A 21,964-nucleotide genomic window follows, 5' to 3' on the forward strand; every position below is an offset into this window, starting at 1 on the left:
TCCTAGATCAGAAGACTGCTCGCGAGCCAAAATTTAACTTCTCACGGAGAAGGTCAAAATAATTATGACTTGGGCGGCGCAAAACAAAATGATCGCAAGCATCCCTTCGAACGGAGACCTCATCTAAATGAGTGAGATTGCAAACAAATTGTCCATCGACGGTAAGCACTGCATCGTGACGCCCCTTTTTTATTTTAAAGGTGAGAATTTTATCATCAGGAAAAATGATGGGTCGATTTGTCAGGCTATGAGGACAGATAGGCGTAACGACCAGCGACCTGACCTCTGGGTGGAGGATGGGACCACCAGAGGCCAAGTTGTAAGCCGTCGATCCTGTGGGAGTTGCAATGATGAGCCCATCCGCCTTGTAGTCACAGACATGGCGGTTTTCGCAATAGGTTGATAATGTGATCATGTGCCCTCCACCGCCACGTTCGATGACAATGTCATTGAGGGCTGTGCGCTGAGTGATGACCTTATTTTCTTGCTGTGTGGTGACTTGAATCATAGACCTGGGGCGCATTTCCATTTTACCGGAGAGAGTCAACTCTAGATTTTCATATAAGGTTTCGAGGCGAGTTTCAGTTAGAAATCCCAAGGATCCCATGTTGACTCCTAAAATTGGTACTTTCCTCCCTTGCAAGTGCCTCACAGCTTCGAGGTAGGTTCCATCTCCTCCGAGCACAATAACGAGATCAATTGTGTCTAGGTTTGAGGTCGCTGTAATGTTCATATCCTCTGGCCAATTCTGATCCTGGGTTCCGAATGTGTCTCTTCCCTTGGCCTTTAGCCAAGAAACCAATTCGATTGCAACTTTACGGGCCTTTGTGGTTCCCTGTCTGTAGACAATCAGGACATTTTCAATCTTCTTGCTGTTGGGTTTCAAATTGTTTGCCATACCTCTAGATCAACCCAAGTTTACGAAGGAGAGCGTTTGGGTCCGGTTCACGTCCTCGAAAGCGTTTATAAAGTTCCATAGGATCTTCGCTTCCTCCTTTAGAAAGAATATTTTTTTCAAAAAGTTCACTGACAGTGGAGTCGAATAAGCCCTTCTCTTTGAAATATTCAAAGGCATCTGCATCTAGCACCTCCGCCCATTTGTAAGAATAGTAGCCCGCCGAATAACCGCCGCCAAATATGTGAGAAAAGGAGGGAGAAGAGAGGGAGCCTTTTATGTGAGGCAAAAGCCGACATTTGGTTGTTGCTTCTTCTTCATGTTGGCCTACGTCTGAGATATTTCTCGGGTCAAGATCATGCCACGAAAAATCCAAAATACAAAAATTCAATTGGCGAAGAGAATTGAATCCAGCCAAAAATTTGACAGAGTCTTTGATCTTTTTTGAAAAGATCTCTGGTATTTTATCCCCAGTTTCGTAATGAACGGCAAAGAGATCAAGAGCCTGCTTTTCGGCAACCCAATTTTCCATAATTTGTGATGGAAGCTCGACAAAATCCCAAAAAACATTCGTCCCAGAAACACTTCTATAGTGGCAGCGGGAGAGGAGTGAATGAAGCGCGTGGCCGAATTCGTGAAAGAGAGTTTCAACTTCATCAAGGCTAAGTAAACTGGGTTTCTCTTTGGTGGGCTTTGTAAAATTACACACAATCCCAACGTGGGGACGCATCATCTTGTTTTCGAACATTCCCTGCTGATAATAGTTGGTCATCCAGGCTCCACCTTTCTTGGTGGGACGAGGAAAGAAATCAGCGTAGAAGAGTCCCATGAACTCTCCAGTTCTCTCTTTGCTGACTTCGAACACCTTCACATCTTTATGGTAAACGGGGAATTCGGCTGTTTCTTTGAATTGAAGGCCGTAAAGGAGACGGGCATGTTCAAAAACTCCTTTGATAACCTTTTCCAACTGAAAATAAGGACGAAGCTACTCTTCATCAAAATCAAATAAGGAAATCTTATATTTTTCAGCATAATAAGAGAAATCCCAGGGCATCAGTTGAGTGGGACCGCCCATATTAAGCGCCAGGGACGCGACATTGGCCAATTCTTTTTCTGCTGCCGATTTTGAAGCTTTTAGAAGTTTGTCCAGAAACTGGTGAACCCTTTCTGGGCTCTTCGCCATACGTCGACGCAACACAAAGTCTGCGTGAGTTTTGTACCCCAGCAGGGTGGCTCTTTCAAATCTCAAATTTACAATTCTTTTGATGAGTTCCAGATTGTCAAAGGTCCCGCCATTGCAACGGGAATGATAGGCCCGCCAGACAGATTCGCGGTGCTCACGGTGATTAGAATACTTTAAAAACGGAACAAGGCTTGGAGCGTCGAGAGTGATCAGCCACCCAGATTTGCCTTTTTCTTTGGCTGCTTGTGCGGCTGCCTCTAGAGAGGACTCTGGAAGCCCATCCAATTCCTTTTCATCAAGAATATGAAGTTCAAAACTCATGGTCGCTTTGAGCACATTCTCATTAAATTGAGGAGAAAGCTTAGACAAGTCTTCGTCTATGGCACGAAGTTTCTCCTTTTGGGGCGCCGTCAGAAGAGCTCCATTCCTCGTGAAGTCAAGGTAAGTGTTCTCAAGAAGAGTTTGCTGTTCAGCTGTAAGATCGCTATGGGGGAGGTCCTTGTGTTTTTCGTAGACCTTTTTTACTCTCTCAAAGAGTTTGGCATCGAGCAAAATATCGCTGGAGTAATTTGAAAGTTGGGGTCCTATTTTTTCGGCCAAAGCCTGCAGTTCGTCACTTGTATCGGCATGGAGGAGGTTGTAAAAAATGGAAGATGTCAGATCGACATTGTCGCCAATCAGTTCTAAGGCCTCAATTGTATTTGAGAAAGTCGGTTGCTCTCCGCTGTCGCGCAACTTCTCAATTTTGGATTTAGCTTCGGCGATGGCTTCCTTGAGGGCTGGAAGAAAATGTCCTACCTTTATCTCTGGAAAAGGAATGGCGCAATGCCTAAGCTCGGATCGCTTCAGAAGAGGATTGGTCAAATTGTCATTTGGATTCGTATTATTTGTGCTCATCGCCTCAACCTACTCCTTCATTTAAAAAGGAGCAAGTACCACTCTAGATTGGCGACTGAGGTTGAAAATAAGCTTTAGAATTGGCCTAAAACTGGGCCCAACACCATTGTAAGGTACCCCAAAACACACTGTTGCATTTGCAGTTGCTAGTCCCCATTTGGCAGCTCGCGAGAATGGGGTTGCCCGGCACCCAAGTGCCACCGTAGTAAAGCCTGTTGAGATAGGCCTGAGTAAAGGTGGCTTCCAGAGTTATACGGTTGACACAGACAATAGTTCCACCCATGAGAACCGGATAAAAGACTCCTTGGCTGTAAGCGCCGCATCCATTTCCAGTGTTGGTGTTATATGGAAAAACCCCGTTATTGGTATTGAAAAGACTATTGAAATTGCACTCGATCCGATTTCCCCCGGTGTCCACATAGAAGCCTCGAGAGGCGTCAAATCGAAAGTTACTGCAGCTATTGGGATCTCCGTTTGTGCAAGTCACAACATTATTATTTGCATCATAATAAAAGCCGTTTCTGTAGGCGTAATTCGAGCAAGCATTGCCAGCGGCAGGAAGGGGAGCAGGGGTTACCGCGACAACAGTACTGCCAGAATTCTTCTTATCTTTTGTGCAGGAAAGGGTCGTTACCGCAAACAGGGCCAGACACGCCAAGTAAAGATTTTTCATAACTTTGCCGCTCCAAAGACAACAGACAATTTTAAATAAATCACTTTTTCAGATCAGTAGAGAGGCAAGTTCAGTGCCAGTCATTTCGATGCCTAAGGAATCTGAGTTTGAAAAGAAGTAAAAGTGGTGACAAAAATGGTCAGTCAGCCACAGGTGGGTGACAGTAAATGCCAGATTTAAAATAAATTGACGCGAATAGCGAATATGAAATCAGCGCTGGCGACGGCTCACCTTTGGCTTGAGAAAAATGCCTGAACAAGCTCTTTTGGCAGCCACTCAGCCCGATAAATCTGGAATGGTGTATCGAGTTTCTCATTTCCAATTAGAGTGCGCCATTTCCATACAACCGAACCTTGAGCAGTCACTTCGATAATGGCGCTGCGGTCACAACCGTAAGAAATGAGTGTGTTTCCGTTCCTTAGCCTCTGTGCAGAGCCAAATCGATTGCAATCCATTTCGCCAATGGGCTTTTCCGTAAAGGACCAAAGAGTTTCATGTGTGATCGGGTCAATTTCGACTACGCATGAAGCCGGCGGGAGATTGCCATTTGGCAACGGATCGTTAGCGAACATCAGAATGTGTCCATTCTCCAACCAACGGGGCGAATGCAATCCCAAGCGTGCGCCCTTGTGGATCCACACAATTTTCCGAGTCGTTCTATCAATTATAAAAGCGGCCCCGTTGTGGTGCTCAGTGACGAGAATGTTTCCAGCAGAAAACTGGGGATGTGATTGCTCCAATTTGTTGGGTGGAATTATCTGGACTGCGTTCGCATGAGTGATGTTTAGGGCCCCCTCGTATGGGTCTCCCTTTTTAGAAGTATAGGGTGAACTCAGCCCTCCCCATGGCCTAAGAAGCTCAGAGAGCTCCTTCAGATGTTCGTCCAAACTCCACCGAAAAATCTCTTCGCCCTGGCGGCTCAGGCCAAGGATATAATCCACCTTTTTTCTTTTATTTCCGATCTTAGCAATGCCCAATCCCTTAGCCCAAATGGACTGATCAATAGGTGAAACTGAGATGTCATGGGTGACAGTCGCCCGAAATCGCCAATCTACAGTGCTCCCATTGAATTTCACAATATCATTATTGTTTTCTGAATCAGCAACCGTTGAAACCACCGAGCCATCCTCGAGGAGTTTGCAAAGCTGGCCAGGAACGAGTCCCTGTCTGATCCCATCCATTGTTAGCAGGTGGCATTCCATTCCCGGCGAATGGTACAAAATGTATCCATTCTCAGAAAGTATGCTCTCTGGGGACCAAGTAATAACTCCATTCTCAGAAATTTCCTTCAAAAAGGATTCGCGATTTAGTGTGACCATTGCTGAGCTCAGAGCGGCCACGACAGCAAAGAATATTCCCAAAAAAAATATTCCAATCCAGAGAGTATTAGGTCTGCCAAGCTGCCACATAACTGAGGAATTCCTATTCGAATTGCATTGCGCCTGTTTAATGATAATATTCAACCTTCCTGTTTTGGGTAAAGTGAATCGTGTTAGGGTCAGGACTTTGGACTGGGCTTGTAAACAGGTCTCCTCACTGAGAATATAATCGTTTTATGCAGTTAGTTGACTCGGATTTTTGAAAAAAAAACCATAAGGCGCGGTTATAGTCATTTTTTTGGAGTGAGGTAAGAATTCAGTGTGTTATCAGAGTTAAGTTATATAGTTATCTGTCCAGAATACTCTTCAAAAAGAATGGCAAGGCCCAAATGCAAGATAAATCAAATATAAAAAATGCAGTTCTAGTTGGCATCCAATTGCCAAATGTCAGCGTCCAGGATCTTGATGGCTCCATGCGGGAGCTCAAGGGTTTGGTGACGACTTTGGGATACCAGGTCATAGGACAAGTCACACAAAAAAGGAAATCTGATCGATCCGCTTCTATTCTTGGCAAAGGAAAATTAAAGGAATTGGCTCTGTGGACTGGCGGTTCGGGCGAAGTTAGCATGATGGTCGACCGCAAGCTCAATAAGGCGGCGATCAAATGGAAAGAGGAAGACGAAGACGAAGATCGAGAAGACAAAAATCGACTCGACGATGACACTCAATCTTGGGAATGGAGTGGTTCACCTATTGAGGAAGTGCAGGAGGAGGAATTCACTGCGATTTCTGAGGAAGAAATGGGAACTGCACAAATTGTGGTTGTTGACACGGATCTTTCGCCGTCTCAATTGCGAAACTTAGAAAGTGCGGTTGGTGTTCCTGTTCTTGATCGCACGGGGGTTATCATCGAGATTTTTAGTCGTCATGCTCGTACGAGAGCTGCCCGTTTGCAAGTGGAGATCGCAAGGCTCACGTATGTGGCTCCGCGCTTGCGAAAAACCGGAGGCGGTGAGGATCGCTTGGGCGGTGGAGTGGGGGGCAAAGGTGCAGGCGAAAGTAAATTAGAGCTCGACAAGAGGAAGATTCGTGATCGCATCAAGGAATTGAAATCAGAATTGGCTTCCATCGGCAATGAGCACCAAGTCAGACAGGCGCGAAGGGGGCAGGAATTGACTGTTGCAATTGTGGGTTACACCAATGCAGGGAAGTCTTCTCTGATGCGAGCGATGACGGGAAGTGAAGTCTTGGTTGCTGACAAACTGTTTGCGACTTTAGATACGACAATTCGTCCTTTGCATCCTGAAAGTCGTCCTAAAATTTTATTGTCAGACACAGTGGGATTTATAAAAAAGCTGCCCCATGACTTAGTTGCTTCTTTTAAATCCACTTTGGATGAGGCACTAAGTGCCTCTCTGTTGCTTTTTGTCGTCGATGCGGCGGATAATTCTTTTCGTTCTCAGTTGGAAGTGACAAGAAATGTGTTAGCCGAGGTTGGAGTTGATGATACGCCAAGTTTGCTGGTTCTCAACAAGAGAGATCGTATTAGCGAAGCTCAGGCTGCTGAGCTTAGCAAGGAGTTTCCCGACGCAGTGTTAATATCAACTCGAAATCAAGAAGATCTTTTGCAATTGAGAAATCGGGTGATTGGCTTTTTTGAAACAAATATGTCAGATGAGGAAATTTTTGTCCCCTACACCGTCGATGGAGTCATTGGGGAGATTCGTGGAAAAATGCGAGTTCTCAGCGAATCCTACGATGAAGCTGGAGTCACACTCAAAGTGAGGGGGACATCCGAAGATTTTTCTAGAGTGAGAAAAATGGTGGGAAAGCCTAGCAACTGAGTCTAGTGAAATGAACCTAATTCCTTGCCTTCCGAAGCGGCCAGTGATGTGATTGGATGAGCTGAACAGGGGGATAAAAATGGAAAGAAATTTTTTGTGGTTCCTTGCATTTCTTTATTTCTCAATCTTGGGATCCCTTTCGATTGTTGATGATGCTAATGCTTTGGTTGAAAGAAGAGCTTTGTCAAAAAAGACGCATCAATATTTCAATGATGGCGTTTTTATCGGTGGGAAAGCTGGTCGGGGCTTTTCCTTAATAGGCGTCGATCGCAAGTTGGGCAAAGCCACCAAGATGGAGCGTATCCTTTTTGATATTGGAGATGAGTTGGGTGCTCCGGTCAGTGATAGCCCAGGGTATTTTCATATTGAGATTAGTAAAAAGAACAAGCAAATCATTGTGGATTTGGCGCAAGCTCAACGTTCTTTGGTGAGTGAAGAGGACCTGCGTAAGAAACTGTCTGGATCACCCTATGTTCAATTGGCGCGAGTTATTTATGATCCGGAAGACAAGGCCACATCTTTTATTCTGAAAATGAAGCAAGACTTGAAAGTAGAGGTTTTTAGCCCTCAGAACAAAAGCGAGCCAGGGCGAATTATTTTGGATTTGAAGCCAGAGAATGTCCAGACTGAGGGGCGGGCTCTGCCTGATAAAAAGGCCAATCCAAAAATTTCTTTAAATAGGATCGTGCAGTGAGTGATCGAAATTTTGATTTTTTTCTAAAATCATTTTTTACGGTATTTACGGTATTGTTGGCTTTCTTTGAATTTTCGGCTCAAGCCAGAGTATTTAATCTTCAGAGCGAATACCTAGCTTCTTATTTGAGAGGAACGGCTGGTACCTCGCGGGCGGGAGACGAAGCATTTCGTTTGGCTGGAGGGCCCGGGACTAGCTACGAAGATAAAGTGTCATACAATTTTTCCGGGGAGATTGGATTTTTGTTGAGATTCAAGGGGCTTGTAACATTTCGAGTGGGTGCAGAATTACTTCAAACGAAGCCGCTTGTTTCTATACCTGGGAAAAATGCATCTGGTGTTGACCTTTTTTCTCTTCAAAGTGATGTTCTTATCTTGCAGCCAACCGCAACAGTCGAAGTAGACGTTTTTTCTTTGAATGAATCAAGAGCTTTTTTCTTTGCAGGTGCAGGCCTCTCTGCCGTTACAATCGAAAATGAATTTGTCATGACCGCGACGGGGACATCTGAATTGGGAGGGATAACTGATTTTACCGAGAAGGCCGTTGCAAATCAAATCAGCGGGCATGCGGGATTTGGCTACGAAAGATTGGTGACAGATACGGTGACAGTTGCGGCCGAGTTGGGATACCGTTATTTGCCAGTCCCTAAATTCAAAATGTCAAACAATGCCACAACCATAGCCCAAGGTGCTACGAGTAAAAATGATACTCTTTTGAACAGTGATGGATCCAATCGACAGATCGACATGACTGGTTTATTTGCCAGCATTGGTTTTCGATTTTACATTGATTTTGTGAAATAATGAGATTTCCATATACAAAAAATCACACGATTTCTTTGTCGATTCCGTAAAGTCCATCTAATACGTCTTTGTATTTCTCATCACAAAATCGACGTCGGATCTTCATGCTTGGAGTGAGCTCTCCCGTTGCGACAGAGAAGTCGTTGGGCAATACTGCAAAATTCTTGATTGACTCAAAGCTAGCCAGCTCCAAATTAGCCTCAGCAACTGCCTCGCGGATAATTTCAATGACCTGTGGATTCTGTGAAGGATGCTCTCCATCCTTTATCTGGATCATTTTTTTGATAATGAATTCGGAAATAGCATTTGAATCAAGAGTAATTAAGCAAACAATGTATTTTCGACGATCGCCGTGAATAAGTGCATGAGAAATATATCTATTCGTTTTGAGAATCGCTTCAAGACGATCAGGGTTGATATATTTCCCTCCTGAGGTTTTAATCAAATTCTTTTTTCGGTCAGTTATACGTAAGAATCCTGAATGAGTCCATTCACCGATATCGCCCGTTTTAAGATAGCCTTCATGAGTTTTTGCTTCAGTTGTTCCAGCGGGATTCTTGTAGTATTCCTTCAATATCTTTGTAGATTTGATGAGAATTTCTCCATCCTCTGCCAGCTTTATCTTTACGTCTCCAAAGGGCTTGCCGACAGTCCCGAGTTCATATTCGAGAGGAGTGTTGATTGTGACCGCTGCTGTTGTTTCGGTGAGACCGTAACCCTCAAGAATCAATATTCCCGCCAGGTGAAAAAAGCGAGATATGTTCTCATTAAGAGGAGCGCCATCTGATATGGCAAAACGCAATCTTCCACCAAGTTTCTTTTTTAACGGATCAAAAATGAATTTTTTTGCAATCAGATACGGGCCCAGATCAAAAATGGGAGGACTCGACTTGCTCAGTCGATACAAACTGAATTTTTGGCCTGCTTTAATCGCCCATTTAAAAACCTGATGTCGGAAAGGATTTGATTCGATTTGAGTTTGAATTCCGTAATAGATCTTTTCATATACTCGCGGAACTCCAATGAGAATGGTGGGTCGAATTTCCTGAATATTCTTTCCAATTGTTTCAAAATTCTCAGCAAAACTCATCGTGAAGCCTGAGTAAAGTGATCCCCAGCTCTCCACTCGACCTAAAATATGGGCAAATGGAAGAAAACTGAGCGAAATATCCCGATGATCGACCGATATAAGGGAAAAAAGTTCAGTCACTTCGCTCATGATTTGGGAATGCGTAAGTGCGACGCCCTTTGGATGATCAGTTGTTCCTGAAGTATAAATGATCGTGGCAAGGTCTTCACTTTTGACATTTCGAATTGATTTTTCGAAAAAATCTGGCTCTTTTTGACAAAAGCGACGACCTGTGGTGATGGCTTCCCGCCACCCTGTCCAAGTCGTGTCTTCGATTGAGCCTTCACTGAAAACCATCACTCCCTTGACTTCAGAGCACTTATTTTTGATTTTTTCCCATTTTGAAAGAGCCTCTTGGTTTTCGCAGAGCAGGTATTTGACCTCTGCGTGATTCAGGAGCTGATGGATTTCATTTTCGTGAGTAGACGTATATAAAGGGACCGTAACGGCTCCTAATCCCAGAATGGCCAAATCTGCGATGTACCATTCAATTCTTGTCGATGAAAGAATGGCTATGTGATCGCCTCGACCAAGACCGCGAAGACTCAGAAAACACGCCAGGGATTCCACCTCTCGGTAAAGGTCTCGCCAGCTCCAACGGATCCAAGAATGTCCTGTTTTAAAAGTGACCGCCGCATGCTCAGGTGGCCGCTTGCGCGCATCCAAGAGAAAGTGGATTATCGTTTGACTCATGGCCTAGAATTACCGCTGCTTGTTTCAATTGGCAAAGGCTAAAAAGGCAATTGGTTGCCATCATGAGTGGATCTTCTGTGGACGGTAAGGTTCACTCCGTATTTCCCTGCCGCTTGGTTCGCGATTTCTTCTTTAAATAGAGGGTCAAGCTGCGTTTTTGGTCTCGTGAGAGATAGATTTTTTCTTCTGCCACGAGCGAGCCAACTGGTTCTTCAGCGCGAACGACAATCCACGTTTCTGCTGGGACTGCATAGTTAAAAATGGGAAGCATTTCTCCCGAAAGCTTTTGTCCATTAATGTAAATTTTTGCCGCACGTGGAGGTATCACATCGATATTTAGGTATCCGACCAAAGCCTTTTGTAGAGTGGCAGCGAACTTAATGCCAACCTCGGATTTGAGGAGATCCTGTCTCTCGTAGTCAATGTATCCACCTCGTTTAAGAGTAATCATGAATTTTTCATTGCTCGGGACTTTGACTTTGCTTGGAGTAACTCTTCCCAAGCTTGCTCCATTGATATAAATCTCGGCACCCGATGGCGTGCTCGTAATTAAGAGATCACTCGGCACAGAAGGTTGGCTTTCCAAGCCTGAATCAGGATTAATGCCAGACGGGTCTGTTGAGAGGTCCGGAGCGATAGGGGGAGCTACCGTCTGGTTGACAATTCCGCCTTCTTGAGTTGGAGCCTTCACCTTTGGTTCTTTCAGAGGCTCCTTGCTCGAATAGGTTGTCTGTCGAGTATCGATTCCTATGGCAGAATGGAGAACGCTTAAATGAGGATCGAGAATTCTGATGAGAGGGGTCATTTGGGCAGTGTAAAACTTGGCCGCAAACGCGTAAATGAAGAGCGCCAACAACCCGCCTGTAGCGATATTGAGAAGCTTGCGACCAGATCCAGATTCTTCAAGATCCGCGTTTGCAGTGTACCGTGAATTGGGGTTTGATCGATTCTGCAAGACAAGTTGATTTTCATCAATAGTGGGTTCCATCGCATTCGGATTTTGGATAAAATTGTCGGATGAACCGGTATCTTGATTGGTTTGATTCATCTGTTGGTGAAGCCTCACGGCGCTTGCAATTGCCTCATCATCTGGATTGGAGTTGTTTTCACCTTCGTTGTATCGCTCTACTGACTTGGATGGATTCCGATCGTTAGATAAGACAGGACGTTGCTGGTAAATGGGTTCTTGAGCATTTAGCCCTCCCTTCAACTTGATTGATTGATGGGCTGGGTGTGTTTTAGTGCCTTGTCGAGATTTCGGTTCTATCACGTCTGATTCTGTGGCCTTGTCGACGATGGCCCTTAGGTTTTGACTCAATTTTTGTTTTGCTAAGATTTCCTTATTGGCGGAGGCTGGCTGAACAGTCGCAACGGATGTAGTTTCTTTCATTCGAATAGAACCGGTAACCGCATCCTGATCAATTGCATTCATGGATAAATTTGAATCAGACAAGGTGTTTCGGTCATCTGGGGTAGAATTACCACCATGTGATTGCGTATTTGTGGAGGTGGATTCTCCTTTTATAATTGGCACAGCACCTTCAGGTGCCGGAAGGCTCTGTAGTCTGGGGCCGCTGGTGGATGCTTGTGAGGTTGGGCTAGGTCCTGTGACTGTTCTTTGACCAGAGTTATCACGCTCTTGGTTTTGAACGCCAAGTGAATCAAAGCTCACTTTCGAGTAATCAATAAGATGTTTGCGCGCTTCAATGATTTCATCTGAAAAGAGAGTTTTAACAAAGACTGAAAAATCGTGGGGAGAAAAATCAGGAAACTGGCGATTGAGATAGCGACTAAGATCTCTGTGCATGGCCGCAGCCGTTTGATACCGGAGATTGCGGTCCCGTGCCAGAGCCTTCTGAACGACTCTCTCTAATTCTGCATGAATATTTGGATTGATCTTGCGCAAGCTAGGGATCTGACATTCGCGAATTTTTCGGAGGGTGTTGATTTCGTTATTGGCGATGAATAGTCGATCATTGGCCAAGAGTTCCCAGAGCACGGTTCCCAAAGAAAAAATATCAGTCCGCAAATCAACTGGTTGTCCTTCCGCTTGCTCTGGGCTCATGTAGCCGAATTTTCCCTTGAGTGTACCTGCTCGAGTTGTTTCTAGTTGGCTTTCGGCTTTAGCAATACCGAAATCAACGATCTTTACCTCGCCCTCATAGCTGATCATGATGTTTTGGGGACTCATGTCTCGGTGAGTGATGTTGAGGGGTTTTCCAGTCGTCCCATCATGGCAACGGTGGGCATGATCCAAGCCACCCGCAACTTCTTTGCAGATATAAATAATCTGATCGATCGAAAAGGTGCTGTTGGATTTTTTCATCTTATTGAGGATTTGGCGAAGATTTCGTCCTTCGACATAGTCCATAACAAGGTAAAATTGATCCTTTTCAACTCCAAATTCATAAATGCTGACGACGTTGCTATGAGAGAGGTTAATGGCGATTTTTGCCTCATCCTTAAACATATCAATAAATTCTTGAGTATCGTAAAACTGGGGGAGAATTCGCTTTATGGCGACAAACTTGCCAATGCCACTCGTTCCGGGAGCCCGTGAAAGAAACACCTCAGCCATGCCGCCCGCAGCAAGCTTTTCGAGGAGGATATACTTTCCGAAAACTTCGTAGGACTTATTCTCCACTATCCATTTTCCCTTCGATGGCGAAGCTCGTTGCGTGAGTTCACCCCGTCATTATATTATCGGTTGGCTCGGAGGCATGCTTGATGATAAAGTGGCAGCCATACTAAGGTATTACTGATGAAATGGATTGGATTAACAGGGGGCATCGCCTCCGGAAAATCGACCGCTGCTCGAATTCTTCGCGAGATGGGGCACTCTGTTGTTGATGCGGATGCTCTTGCCCGACTTGTGGTAGCGAAGAATGGCCCAGCCTATAGGGAAGTTCTTTCCGTATTTGGACCTGATTTTGTTGATGGCAATGGTGATTTGGATCGCAAAAAATTGGGTCAGATAGTTTTTGCAGATAAAAAAAAGCGTGTTCAATTGGAACAGATTGTTCATCCCAAAGTGAAATCTTTGGCTCTCCTTGAAAAGTCTCGACTTGAGACGGAGGGAAAGAACATTGCGTTTTATGATGTGCCGCTGCTGTATGAGAAAAATCTAGAAGCTGAATTTGATGCTGTTCTGCTCATTTATGCTCCTGAGTCGATTCAAATTGAACGAATGATGATTCGCAACGGCTATTCTGAAAGCGAAGCTCGTGAGCGGATGCAGGCTCAGATTCCGATTGAGCAGAAACTTCTGCGATCGCCTCATGTTGTGATGAATACGGGGAAGATTGAGGATTTGAAAATGGAAATCAAAAAAATTCTCGGAGAGATAGGATCTTAAATCACCAGCCCCAGCTATAGCCGAAACTAAACATGAGCATGAAATCTTCCGACCCCACGGCTGCTTCGACCTCAAGTCTGGCACTCATAGGTATTTTTATGACATCCTCGAATCCAAGGCCAGCTCGAAGTAAATAGTTTTTCCAATTAGCAAAACTGACGAGTTTTTCAGTGGCCTTCCAGATGTGAGAAAGGCTGATTTTATAGAACGGGCGAAAATAATTATCTGAAAAATAGATATGGCGAGAACCAACTGAGATCTGTCCGCTTGCAATGGAGAGTAAGTCCGCTCCAATCTCCCACTGAGGTTGAGTTTTGCTTGGGATGAGGTACATCATGCCCAATCCATAGGGAAATTGACCCTTCCTCATGAGATCAATATCGCCAATAAGAAAAAATCGAGGCGATATGGTCTGCTTGTAAGGGTAAAAATAGCTAGCCTCATTTTTTTCCTTGGTCGACATGCTTACGGGTGAAATAATAAGGCCCATTTCTTCAATGCTTGAAATTTTATCAGGTCTTTCATTGTTGGTGTCTGATTTGGTTGGCAGATCTTGGTTGACTATCCAAGAATCAGAAACTGACGGGGCTGCATGAGCCAATTTTACCAGGACTAAAGTCAATAAAAGCGAAAGGTATCGGGAATACATAGATAAGATTATACCCAAACCTGATACAGAGGATATAGAATTTTTTCTTGGACCTGGGAGGGTGGGAGAAATGACTAATATGAAGATGGGCGTCGCGGTAATTGGATTGGTGTTGCTTTCATTTTTTACAAACAAGGCTGATGCGGCACCAGCCCTCGATTTTTCAATTCATCAACCACACATCAGTACCCGGGCAATGGGTATGGGAAATGCTTTTACCGCCGTGGCAGATGATCACAGCGCTATGTTTTATAATCCAGCTGGTCTAGCCAGACGGGAAGACGGAAATTTGCATTTCTTTTTGAGAGGGGCAATTGATCCTGGTTTTTTGAAATTGGCCGATGATATTTCCAAAACAGACAAGCAAGGAACCGAGGCACAGCAAGTGGACAACATGATGAACCTGCTTCAAAGTCATTATGGAGATCATTTCTACTCGCGCATTCCAACTCTTGGTGCCTCATGGGTCAGACCTCGCTGGGGGTTGACTTTTATTCCAGCTGATTTGAGTTTGGACCTGAGTTTACATCAGCAAGTCGGACCCATGATCAATGTAAATGGATACCTGGATTCGACTTTGGCATACAGCTACGGTCGCGATGTGAAGTGGCTGCCGAGCGGTCATCGTTTGGATGCTGGAGCCACTCTCAAAGCGATTCATCGCATTTATGTGGGGACAGCTGTCTCTGCTGGAGAATTGGCGTCGGGTTCTGAAGTATTTGATAAAAACCAAGGTGATGAAGGCCTAACGGTCGATATGGACATCGGTTTTTTATGGGACCCACCCATGCCTGAGAGCGGGTTTTTTAGTCTGTTGAGCGTCGCCAAGCCAACCTTTGCGTTCGCGGTTCGTAATATTTTTGATTATGGTTTCACGACAAATCTTCATGTCATCAGTAAGGAATCTGGTGAGCCGCCAAAACTCGGGCGTCGATTTGATTTTGGATCGAAGTGGGACCTTCCCGATTTTTGGGTTTTCGACCCTCGTTTAGCGGTAGATATTCGTGATGTTGGGCACGATAACTGGAATTGGAAGAAGGGCATTCATGCGGGAGCTGAATTGTATTGGAAGATGACCACCTGGTGGAAGGGCTCATGGAGCGTCGGGATCAATCAAGGATACCCCACTGCAGGATTCGGAGCTCGATTCGCTTGGTTTCAACTTGATCTCGCCACGACAGGAGAAGAAGTGGGCACAATTGACAGCCCCAAAGAAAACCGACGGTATATGCTCGAGATGTCCATCGATATCTAGAATCGATAGGCGAATTTTAGAACATAATGGCGTTCTTCGCGGAGGGAGCCGGCCACCCCGATTTCCTCACCGTAACTCGCGGCTTGAAATTGATAGTTAGCCATCGAAAATTCAAGTCCGTAGGTAAAATATCGCTGATTGTATCCACCTCGAAGAAAGAGCGCGTCTGAGAAATTGAATTCAATGCCGGCATGGTAGCGACGACTCGGATCGGTCTCCTCACTTGTGGTGAGAATGTCTCTGTATTCAATAGTAAATGAGGACCGAGAACGCTTGCCAATGATTGGAAATATGGCCAGAGCGACATCCAGGGTTCCATTCGTGACGTCGGGCCGTTCTGTTGCGTTAAATAAGATGCCATCATTTACGTTATAGTGGGTATTGCCAATGTCACGGTAAACAGCTGCTAAAGTTGGAAGCAGAGCCCAGGGAGCAGAGAGAATGATGCCACCATCAGCCGCAGCTCCGAGACCTTCTTTGATCATCGGTTCCAGTGTAAGATTTGTGGCTGCGGGATCCAGAGCGGTGTCACTTGCGATGGCGCGATTAGTGAAACGCCCACTAAAGCCGATCTTAATCCGACCATCCCAAAATCTAAAATCGTATCCGAGAACAAGGGCTGTTTCGTTAAAATACTGGTACCGATAAAGATTGGTCGTTGTATCAACTTCTGCGCTAACTTCATATTTTTTGAAGATCCCTATTCCAAAATTTGGGACAACGATTGAGGGAAACACCTGGGTCCGAAGGTAAAGGGGTTTGTTCTGATGGCCCTGATTGAGGGCGTCTAGCGTGGCCTGCGGATCGAGAACCGTGGTGACTCCCGTACCGATGATCGCCTGAGTTTTGGCCCCGATATCAACTTCAGGGTCGGCGACCGTAATTATGTAGTCACGTAATTTTCCGAGCCCAGCGGGATTCAGGAGAAGAGAGGTCTCATCGTTCACAACGGCTATCGAAGCCCCACCCATACCCATTTGGCGAATTCCTCGGTAGTATTCAAAGTTTTGTCCAGCCTCTGCTGAATTGGCCAGAAGAAAGGTGGCCAAAACGGAGACTGCCCAATAGAAGTGAGTTTTGGATTTGATCTTTCGATAGGTTTGAATGATCTTGAAATCAGACATGTCTCATTCCTCTTCTGTTCTCATCGGTGAACCTCGATTCAAGTTGATACGTATTTTTCTTATTTAGACTTAGGACTGAGAAAACTGGACTCTGGGCAAAAATAACACTCAGTCATGGACACGATGATATAATCAAAACACAATGAGTAAAGTTTTAAAGGGAGAGTTTCGCATGCAAAACAGTGTTTCTCATATTGCCAGATCTTTAATGCTTTCGACACTCACGTGTTTTCTTTTTCTTGGCTTGCTGGGTTGCGAAGACAATGACACAAACGCTGTTGCCAAGGCTCAGGAATGTTTGGACAAAGCTCGAGTGGCAGCTGATGCAGTGGCCTGTCGGGGTCTCATTGAGGGGAAATCATCACAGCAAGCTTATATCGTTCGCTGTTCCATCGAATTTGTCGCGGGAGGGCTGATCACTTCCAAAATTGCTCAAGCTTTTACTGAGCAAAAAAATGCTGGATCTAAAAAAGAGGCCACATTGATATCTTTTCTTAGTCTGGGAGAGACAAGTACGGCCGACAATGCAGCAGCTTATTGTAAGCTTTCAGGAATTCCGGGATTGATTTATCTTGCAAATCTTTCTGTGATCGGGACTTATATGACAGTTCTGGCCAGTTCCGGAGACCCAAGCGCTTTTCTCAGCACATGCATCACTGGAGCGGGTTCTGGGTCTGATCAAGGAACTTGCAATAACACAGCCATTGGTACGGCGGTCATGTCGATCGCAGATTCGTATTGCACAGACGCCAATTCCACATCGGACGTATGCAGCAAGGTCAATACTGCTATAACTGCCGCCAATGGCTCGCCTGAAGAAGTTGCGAGGCAGTTTTACCAGCAATTGGGCCAATGATTGGGTTGTGGTTTAAATTCTAAGTTTGCCAGCGGGCTTTGCAGTTTCCCGAAGTTTTAAGCTGAAATTTTCTTCTTGAGTCATTCGATTTCACGTTCGAGTCGATCAAGGCGTGAACTTTCCTAATGAGAAGGTCCTCAGCTTGAAGACCGGCATGATTTCAGTTGTGCCGATTCGCGCCAAGAGCCGAATTTACCAGCCTATTGAGTTATTTATTTCGGGCAAAAAGTGGACGATAGATATTCCAATATTTTGTGGCAGCCATTGCATGCAAGACGATGATTGCAAGGGGCATGATCAAGTTCTCTAAGCCTGGTGTCAGAAAGAGGTGCACGAAAAGAATATTGATCGAAATGGGAGCAAGAACAACTAGGGCCAGAGCTGGTGCAAAACCCGAGAGCAGCAGAATTCCACAAACGATTTCCGTGCTTTTGAGAAGAGGGAAGAAGTATTGGGCCGCCATGATGCCATTCATAAAAGCCATGAGCTTTTCTGGCATGTCAGGAGGTGGAGGAATAAGATTAAGAAGTCCGGCTGCACCAAAAATAGTAAATAACAGTCCGAGTAAATATCTGGCGATTATTGGCAATTTTTGTTTCATTTGTTGAGCTCCTCACTCCAATTATTCTGATTTTATTTCCAACCGATGACATCGTACTGTTGTTTGTTCAAGCACTTTGTCACGTAGTTTTGTTTAATTCTGTCAGGACTGAGATTGTCTTGGGCTGCTACACCAGCAGCGCCTCCTCCTGCTCCCACGGCGGCACCGACGCCTGCTCCCACCGCAGCTGACCGGAGTCCACCACCAGTGACGGCACCCAAGATTCCACCCATGATCGCCCCAGAGGCAGCGCCACGGCCGGCCTCCTTTTTCATTCGCTCTGATTTGTGTTTTTCAAGATAGGCATCGGCGCGAGTCATGCATTCGTCAATATCCCGTTCAGCCTGAGTCTCACCGACTTGAATGAACTTTTCGTTTTCATCCAGGATAGGTCGATAAGTTGCACAAGCAGTTAAAATTAGGACTGGAGCCATCTTCAAGCAGAGAGACAAGATGAGTTTTTTCATAAAAGAAGAATACGTCGCTGCATGGGTTCTCGCTATATTAATTTAACCGACGACGATCGCCATCGACCAAAGTCCTGAATAACTCTATGAAGGCCCCACGTCCACGACCGCCCACCATACTCCTAATTTTTTACTTCAACTGTTTCTCAGGGGGGACCTTGAGGGGATCTTATCCTGGATACCCAGGACTCAAGATCTCCTTTTCTCTTGCAAAAAATCTGGATTCACATATTACAACCTTTGGAATAATCAGATTCATTCACGGTCAGTGATTGGAAAAAGATATCTGGTCAGTATTCATTAGGATAGAGGGCATTTTGTGACGAAGGTAAAGGCTTCAGGTTTAGCAGTCTGCTTTGTGATCTCGTTTATGCCTCGAAGTCACGCTGCCAAATCTGAGATCCCATCAAATGAAACCAAATGCAGTCATGTGTTGGGGAATGTCCGAAACCGTCACGAGCCGCTTACTCCAGCGTTCTCGCGAAGAGAATATGAATTAATTCAAATTTTTCCTAATTATCTTTTTCAAAGATTTCCTCCTAAGAATCATGTGTACATATTTATTGGTAGTTCATTGACGCCCGAATATGCGTTTATTGAGGAGTATCGAGAAACGCATCCAGAAATCATAGCTGTGAATATTCCTCTCTCCAGCCCACTGGGACCACCCAAGTATTCAGACTTAGCCGATTCGGAGCCTCAGATCATTGAGCATTTCGACAGATTTATCCCTAAGGAAATTCTCGCTACTGAGAGAACTTTAGTTGTGATTGATTATACTATCAGCGGCGCTTCCTTGCTAGACGGTAGTTTGAGATTGGCATACTATCTCAAACTGACAAAGCGGGAAAATCCAATCTTCATGGTTGCTTTTAGACCATGCTATTTAGAATGGATGATTGTCAGTTGGAAGAAGTTACTTGCGCCGCTTCTCCCACCACTTGAAACCTTTGATAGTCCTGTAGTTCCAGGTCGAGGTGGGGCGTGGCCCACATTTTGGAGGAAATATGGGAAGTTTCGGTTTTCAACAGATCAGGGTTACACGGCCCCAGAAGGTCCATTTCCGGCATTCCTGCAGTTAAGAAAGCAGATCAAACGATACTTAGATGAAGATGCAGTGTTGGCGAAGAACCCGATCAAATCCGAAGACCATAGGGTCTCAACGATAAGGGTTGGAGAGCCGGTGGCGGCTCATGATTTGCTCGAGGCTTGGAGAGAGTAGCGCAACATTGTGCGCGTGCTGGCCGGTAATTTACAGTGATCCAGATATTTTATTTCAGGGAGATACCTTGGTTTTTTCTCCCCTCGTCCTCCCTATTTTTTAGACTTAGGTCCGGGCGACCTCAGAATTGCCATTTGGTAAATAGTCTCTCTGGTCTTAAGACAAAGAATGAATGCTCTAAGCCCATTTTGAAAATTTCATCTAGGCTCCCCTGTTTATATAGAGATAAAATAGGGCAAACAAAGAGGCGTCAGTTGAGAGGAGGCTGGGATTGCAAAGGGTCAGAAAGAAAGGAATTCTATTTTGTCCATTTTCAATTTCGCCGATGCTGTCCTCCTTCTTGTTGCTGCTCACTTGCTTAAGCCTCAATTGCACCAAAGCAAACGTTTTATCGGAGTTCGCCAAGAAAGACACCAACGAAGCTCTCTTGAAGGCCGCAAAAATTCATATCGATCACAGCGAATGGACGGAGGCCATTGCCGAATTTGGCAGTATGTCGGCAGATTATTTGGCAAATCGAGAGGTCACGGTTGTACTGGCTTCTGCCTACGCAGGGCGCTGTGGACTAAACCTTTTGGCCCTTGCTGAGGGGATCAGTGGAACCTTGTCGAGTCTGCTATTTAAATTTTTGATGCAGCAATATCCCGGTGCTCTGACCACAAATCGGGACGACTGCAAGACGGCAGAAGCACTCATTAGTGGGATTGATCCCGACGCAACCAGCCGGACAGCCGACGAAAATTTTTTAATGGTCTTTCTCAGTTTTGCAAAGATTGGAGTGACTCTCTCTGCGCACGCCGACAAGACCACCATTGATGGCGAGCCCGATGCGGGATGGAATGCCTGCACAAATGATGCTTCCAATTTTCCTGAAACAAGCGTTCGAGAAGTGGGTACGGGACTTGCCAACGCCCTTCTGAGTCTGACGGCGATAGGCGGGGCTGTTGGGGGAAGTAAATTGACGAGTTTTACCGATGTCTGCGCCGATTTGGAAACCCTCAATCCTGCCTTTAACTTTTGTTCCACTACTGATGCAAGCAGCTTCACAGCTCTGCATGTGCAGGCGATTCGCTCGTTGGTGAGTGCCAACGAATTTGTTGGAATTGGGTCGTGCAATGATACGTTGGGGAATTGCATATGTCCCTAGTCCATCAATTTCTTTTAGTAGCTATTTTAGCGACGACTTCCACTTCCATTCCCGCTATTGCTGATCCCATTTTTAATGTGAATCGATCGGTGAGAGCTCTTGGAATGGGAAATGCCTACGTGGCGGTGGTGGATGATGCGGACTCTATGTTTTATAACCCTGCCGGATTGGCCCAAGTGGGTGGAATCAATTGGACGATTTTTGATTTGGGTCTGGGTGCAAGTGGAGCCGAAGTTGTTTCCAAAATGCAGGATCTCCAGGGGAGCGGAACCTTTGCAGACACAGTTTCAAACCTATATGGAGAAAGAGTTTGGTTGGCTGCCGGCGGAAAAACAGCGATCACTTTGCCCTTCATGGGCTTTGCTATCTATGACGATATCGATGCAAGCCTAGAGGTAAGTAATCCTGTTTATCCAACAATGGATATTTCTGTTATCAATGACTTGGGATATGTGCTGGGATTTGGGTTCCCAATTTTGCCGATGGTCCATGTTGGCGGGGTGCTCAAAAGAATAACAAGACAGGGAGCCAGGGCGCCCTTTGGACCGAGCTTTATTGCGAGCCTTGATCCTGATGCGATCATCAGTAATATCGAGAAGTCCGGAACAGGATATGCCGCTGATCTTGGTATTAATATTCGAGTGCCAGGCCCCGTTTCGCCCACATTGTCGGCTTTGTGGAGAAACTTGGGGAAAACAAAATTTACTTCTGATGGTGCACTCGGAGCACCTCCCAGCGAAGAAGACGATATGACCATTGGAGCCTCTCTTGGGATTGATGCTGGAATTATCTCGATAACGCCTGCCCTTGAGGTCAAGCATCTCAATCGCAATGATGTTCAGCTGGGGAAGAAAATTCACTTGGGAGTTGAATTGGGATTACCTTTGGTAGATATTCGAGGGGGATTTTATCAGGGGTATTATACTCTGGGCGCTGGGCTTAATTTGGGACTTTTGAAATTGGATTTAGCTACCTATGGTGTTGAAATGGGAGAATATCCAGGGCAGCTTGAAGATCGTCGTTATGCACTGCAGTTGACTCTCGAGCTAGGCCTCGATATGGGCCTTGGATTTTTGGGTTCATCTGGATCTGGAGCAGGTGGTGGACGTGGTGGTGGCGGTGGCGGTCGAAGGAATCTGAAACAGCGACGCTAGAAGA

At 45.4% G+C, this 21,964-nt stretch carries 18 protein-coding genes and 1 pseudogene; 9 read left to right on the forward strand and 10 right to left on the reverse strand.

All coding sequences use genetic code 11. The annotated features are described in order from the left end of the window. Positions 1–7 precede the first annotated feature (7 nt). The 4 genes and pseudogenes from IPL83_19960 to IPL83_19975 form a co-directional block, all read right to left on the reverse strand. The gene (locus IPL83_19960; protein ID MBK9041399.1) at positions 8–898 is read right to left on the reverse strand and encodes an NAD(+)/NADH kinase; all 891 of its coding nucleotides are present in this window, start codon (positions 896–898) and stop codon (positions 8–10) included. Positions 899–902: 4 nt separating this feature from the next. After that, a pseudogene (locus IPL83_19965) lies at positions 903–2,975 on the reverse strand (M3 family metallopeptidase). Positions 2,976–3,060: 85 nt separating this feature from the next. Then, a complete protein-coding gene (locus IPL83_19970) occupies positions 3,061–3,648 on the reverse strand; it encodes a hypothetical protein (GenBank protein MBK9041400.1) in 588 nt (195 codons plus the stop codon). Positions 3,649–3,875: 227 nt separating this feature from the next. Next, entirely contained in the window at positions 3,876–5,057 is a 1,182-nt protein-coding gene (locus tag IPL83_19975; GenBank protein ID MBK9041401.1) for a hypothetical protein, read from the reverse strand. 299 nt (positions 5,058–5,356) lie between these two features. Here IPL83_19975 and hflX point away from each other — a divergent pair, with 299 nt between their 5' ends. The 3 genes from hflX (at position 5,357) to IPL83_19990 (ending at position 8,308) form a co-directional block, all read left to right on the forward strand. After that, entirely contained in the window at positions 5,357–6,811 is a 1,455-nt protein-coding gene (hflX, locus tag IPL83_19980) for a GTPase HflX (protein MBK9041402.1), read from the forward strand. A gap of 79 nt (positions 6,812–6,890) precedes the next feature. Further along, a complete protein-coding gene (locus IPL83_19985) occupies positions 6,891–7,505 on the forward strand; it encodes a hypothetical protein (protein MBK9041403.1) in 615 nt (204 codons plus the stop codon). Beyond that, positions 7,502–8,308: a hypothetical protein gene (locus IPL83_19990; protein MBK9041404.1), complete on the forward strand. Its 807-nt coding sequence runs from the start codon at positions 7,502–7,504 to the stop codon at positions 8,306–8,308. The genes IPL83_19985 and IPL83_19990 overlap by 4 nt, the downstream gene beginning before the upstream one ends. A gap of 22 nt (positions 8,309–8,330) precedes the next feature. On the opposite strand, the gene IPL83_19995 is transcribed toward IPL83_19990, so the two are convergent. Both IPL83_19995 and IPL83_20000 read right to left on the reverse strand, forming a co-directional pair. Further along, positions 8,331–10,130: a long-chain fatty acid--CoA ligase gene (locus IPL83_19995; GenBank protein ID MBK9041405.1), complete on the reverse strand. Its 1,800-nt coding sequence runs from the start codon at positions 10,128–10,130 to the stop codon at positions 8,331–8,333. Positions 10,131–10,221: 91 nt separating this feature from the next. Next, positions 10,222–12,774, reverse strand: a complete 2,553-nt coding sequence (locus IPL83_20000; protein MBK9041406.1) for a serine/threonine protein kinase — start codon at positions 12,772–12,774, stop codon at positions 10,222–10,224. 117 nt (positions 12,775–12,891) lie between these two features. Here IPL83_20000 and IPL83_20005 point away from each other — a divergent pair, with 117 nt between their 5' ends. Then, positions 12,892–13,485 (forward strand): dephospho-CoA kinase, encoded by a 594-nt coding sequence (locus IPL83_20005; GenBank protein MBK9041407.1) that lies wholly within the window; start codon positions 12,892–12,894, stop codon positions 13,483–13,485. Between the two features lies 1 nt (position 13,486). Here IPL83_20005 and IPL83_20010 read toward each other — a convergent pair whose 3' ends face one another. After that, positions 13,487–14,134, reverse strand: coding sequence for a hypothetical protein (locus IPL83_20010; protein MBK9041408.1), 648 nt, complete (start codon positions 14,132–14,134; stop codon positions 13,487–13,489). A 70-nt stretch (positions 14,135–14,204) separates the two neighbouring features. Here IPL83_20010 and IPL83_20015 point away from each other — a divergent pair, with 70 nt between their 5' ends. After that, positions 14,205–15,389 carry a hypothetical protein gene (locus IPL83_20015; GenBank protein ID MBK9041409.1) on the forward strand — a complete coding sequence of 395 codons (1,185 nt, stop codon included), beginning with the start codon at positions 14,205–14,207 and terminating at the stop codon, positions 15,387–15,389. On the opposite strand, the gene IPL83_20020 is transcribed toward IPL83_20015, so the two are convergent. Continuing rightward, the gene (locus tag IPL83_20020) at positions 15,386–16,513 is read right to left on the reverse strand and encodes a hypothetical protein (protein ID MBK9041410.1); all 1,128 of its coding nucleotides are present in this window, start codon (positions 16,511–16,513) and stop codon (positions 15,386–15,388) included. The genes IPL83_20015 and IPL83_20020 overlap by 4 nt on opposite strands. Before the next feature lie 172 nt (positions 16,514–16,685). Here IPL83_20020 and IPL83_20025 point away from each other — a divergent pair, with 172 nt between their 5' ends. Next, a complete protein-coding gene (locus tag IPL83_20025) occupies positions 16,686–17,369 on the forward strand; it encodes a hypothetical protein (protein MBK9041411.1) in 684 nt (227 codons plus the stop codon). Positions 17,370–17,577: 208 nt separating this feature from the next. On the opposite strand, the gene IPL83_20030 is transcribed toward IPL83_20025, so the two are convergent. Next, entirely contained in the window at positions 17,578–17,970 is a 393-nt protein-coding gene (locus IPL83_20030; protein MBK9041412.1) for a DoxX family membrane protein, read from the reverse strand. Positions 17,971–18,002: 32 nt separating this feature from the next. Next, the gene (locus IPL83_20035; GenBank protein MBK9041413.1) at positions 18,003–18,437 is read right to left on the reverse strand and encodes a cell envelope biogenesis protein OmpA; all 435 of its coding nucleotides are present in this window, start codon (positions 18,435–18,437) and stop codon (positions 18,003–18,005) included. Positions 18,438–18,987: 550 nt separating this feature from the next. Here IPL83_20035 and IPL83_20040 point away from each other — a divergent pair. The 3 genes from IPL83_20040 (at position 18,988) to IPL83_20050 (ending at position 21,960) form a co-directional block, all read left to right on the forward strand. Then, a complete protein-coding gene (locus IPL83_20040; protein MBK9041414.1) occupies positions 18,988–19,659 on the forward strand; it encodes a hypothetical protein in 672 nt (223 codons plus the stop codon). 271 nt (positions 19,660–19,930) lie between these two features. Next, a complete protein-coding gene (locus tag IPL83_20045) occupies positions 19,931–20,806 on the forward strand; it encodes a hypothetical protein (protein ID MBK9041415.1) in 876 nt (291 codons plus the stop codon). Further along, positions 20,797–21,960, forward strand: a complete 1,164-nt coding sequence (locus tag IPL83_20050) for a hypothetical protein (GenBank protein ID MBK9041416.1) — start codon at positions 20,797–20,799, stop codon at positions 21,958–21,960. The genes IPL83_20045 and IPL83_20050 overlap by 10 nt, the downstream gene beginning before the upstream one ends. Positions 21,961–21,964: the final 4 nt, after the last annotated feature.

The sequence above is a fragment of the Bdellovibrionales bacterium genome (assembly GCA_016716765.1).
Lineage (GTDB): Bacteria > Bdellovibrionota > Bdellovibrionia > Bdellovibrionales > UBA1609 > JADJVA01.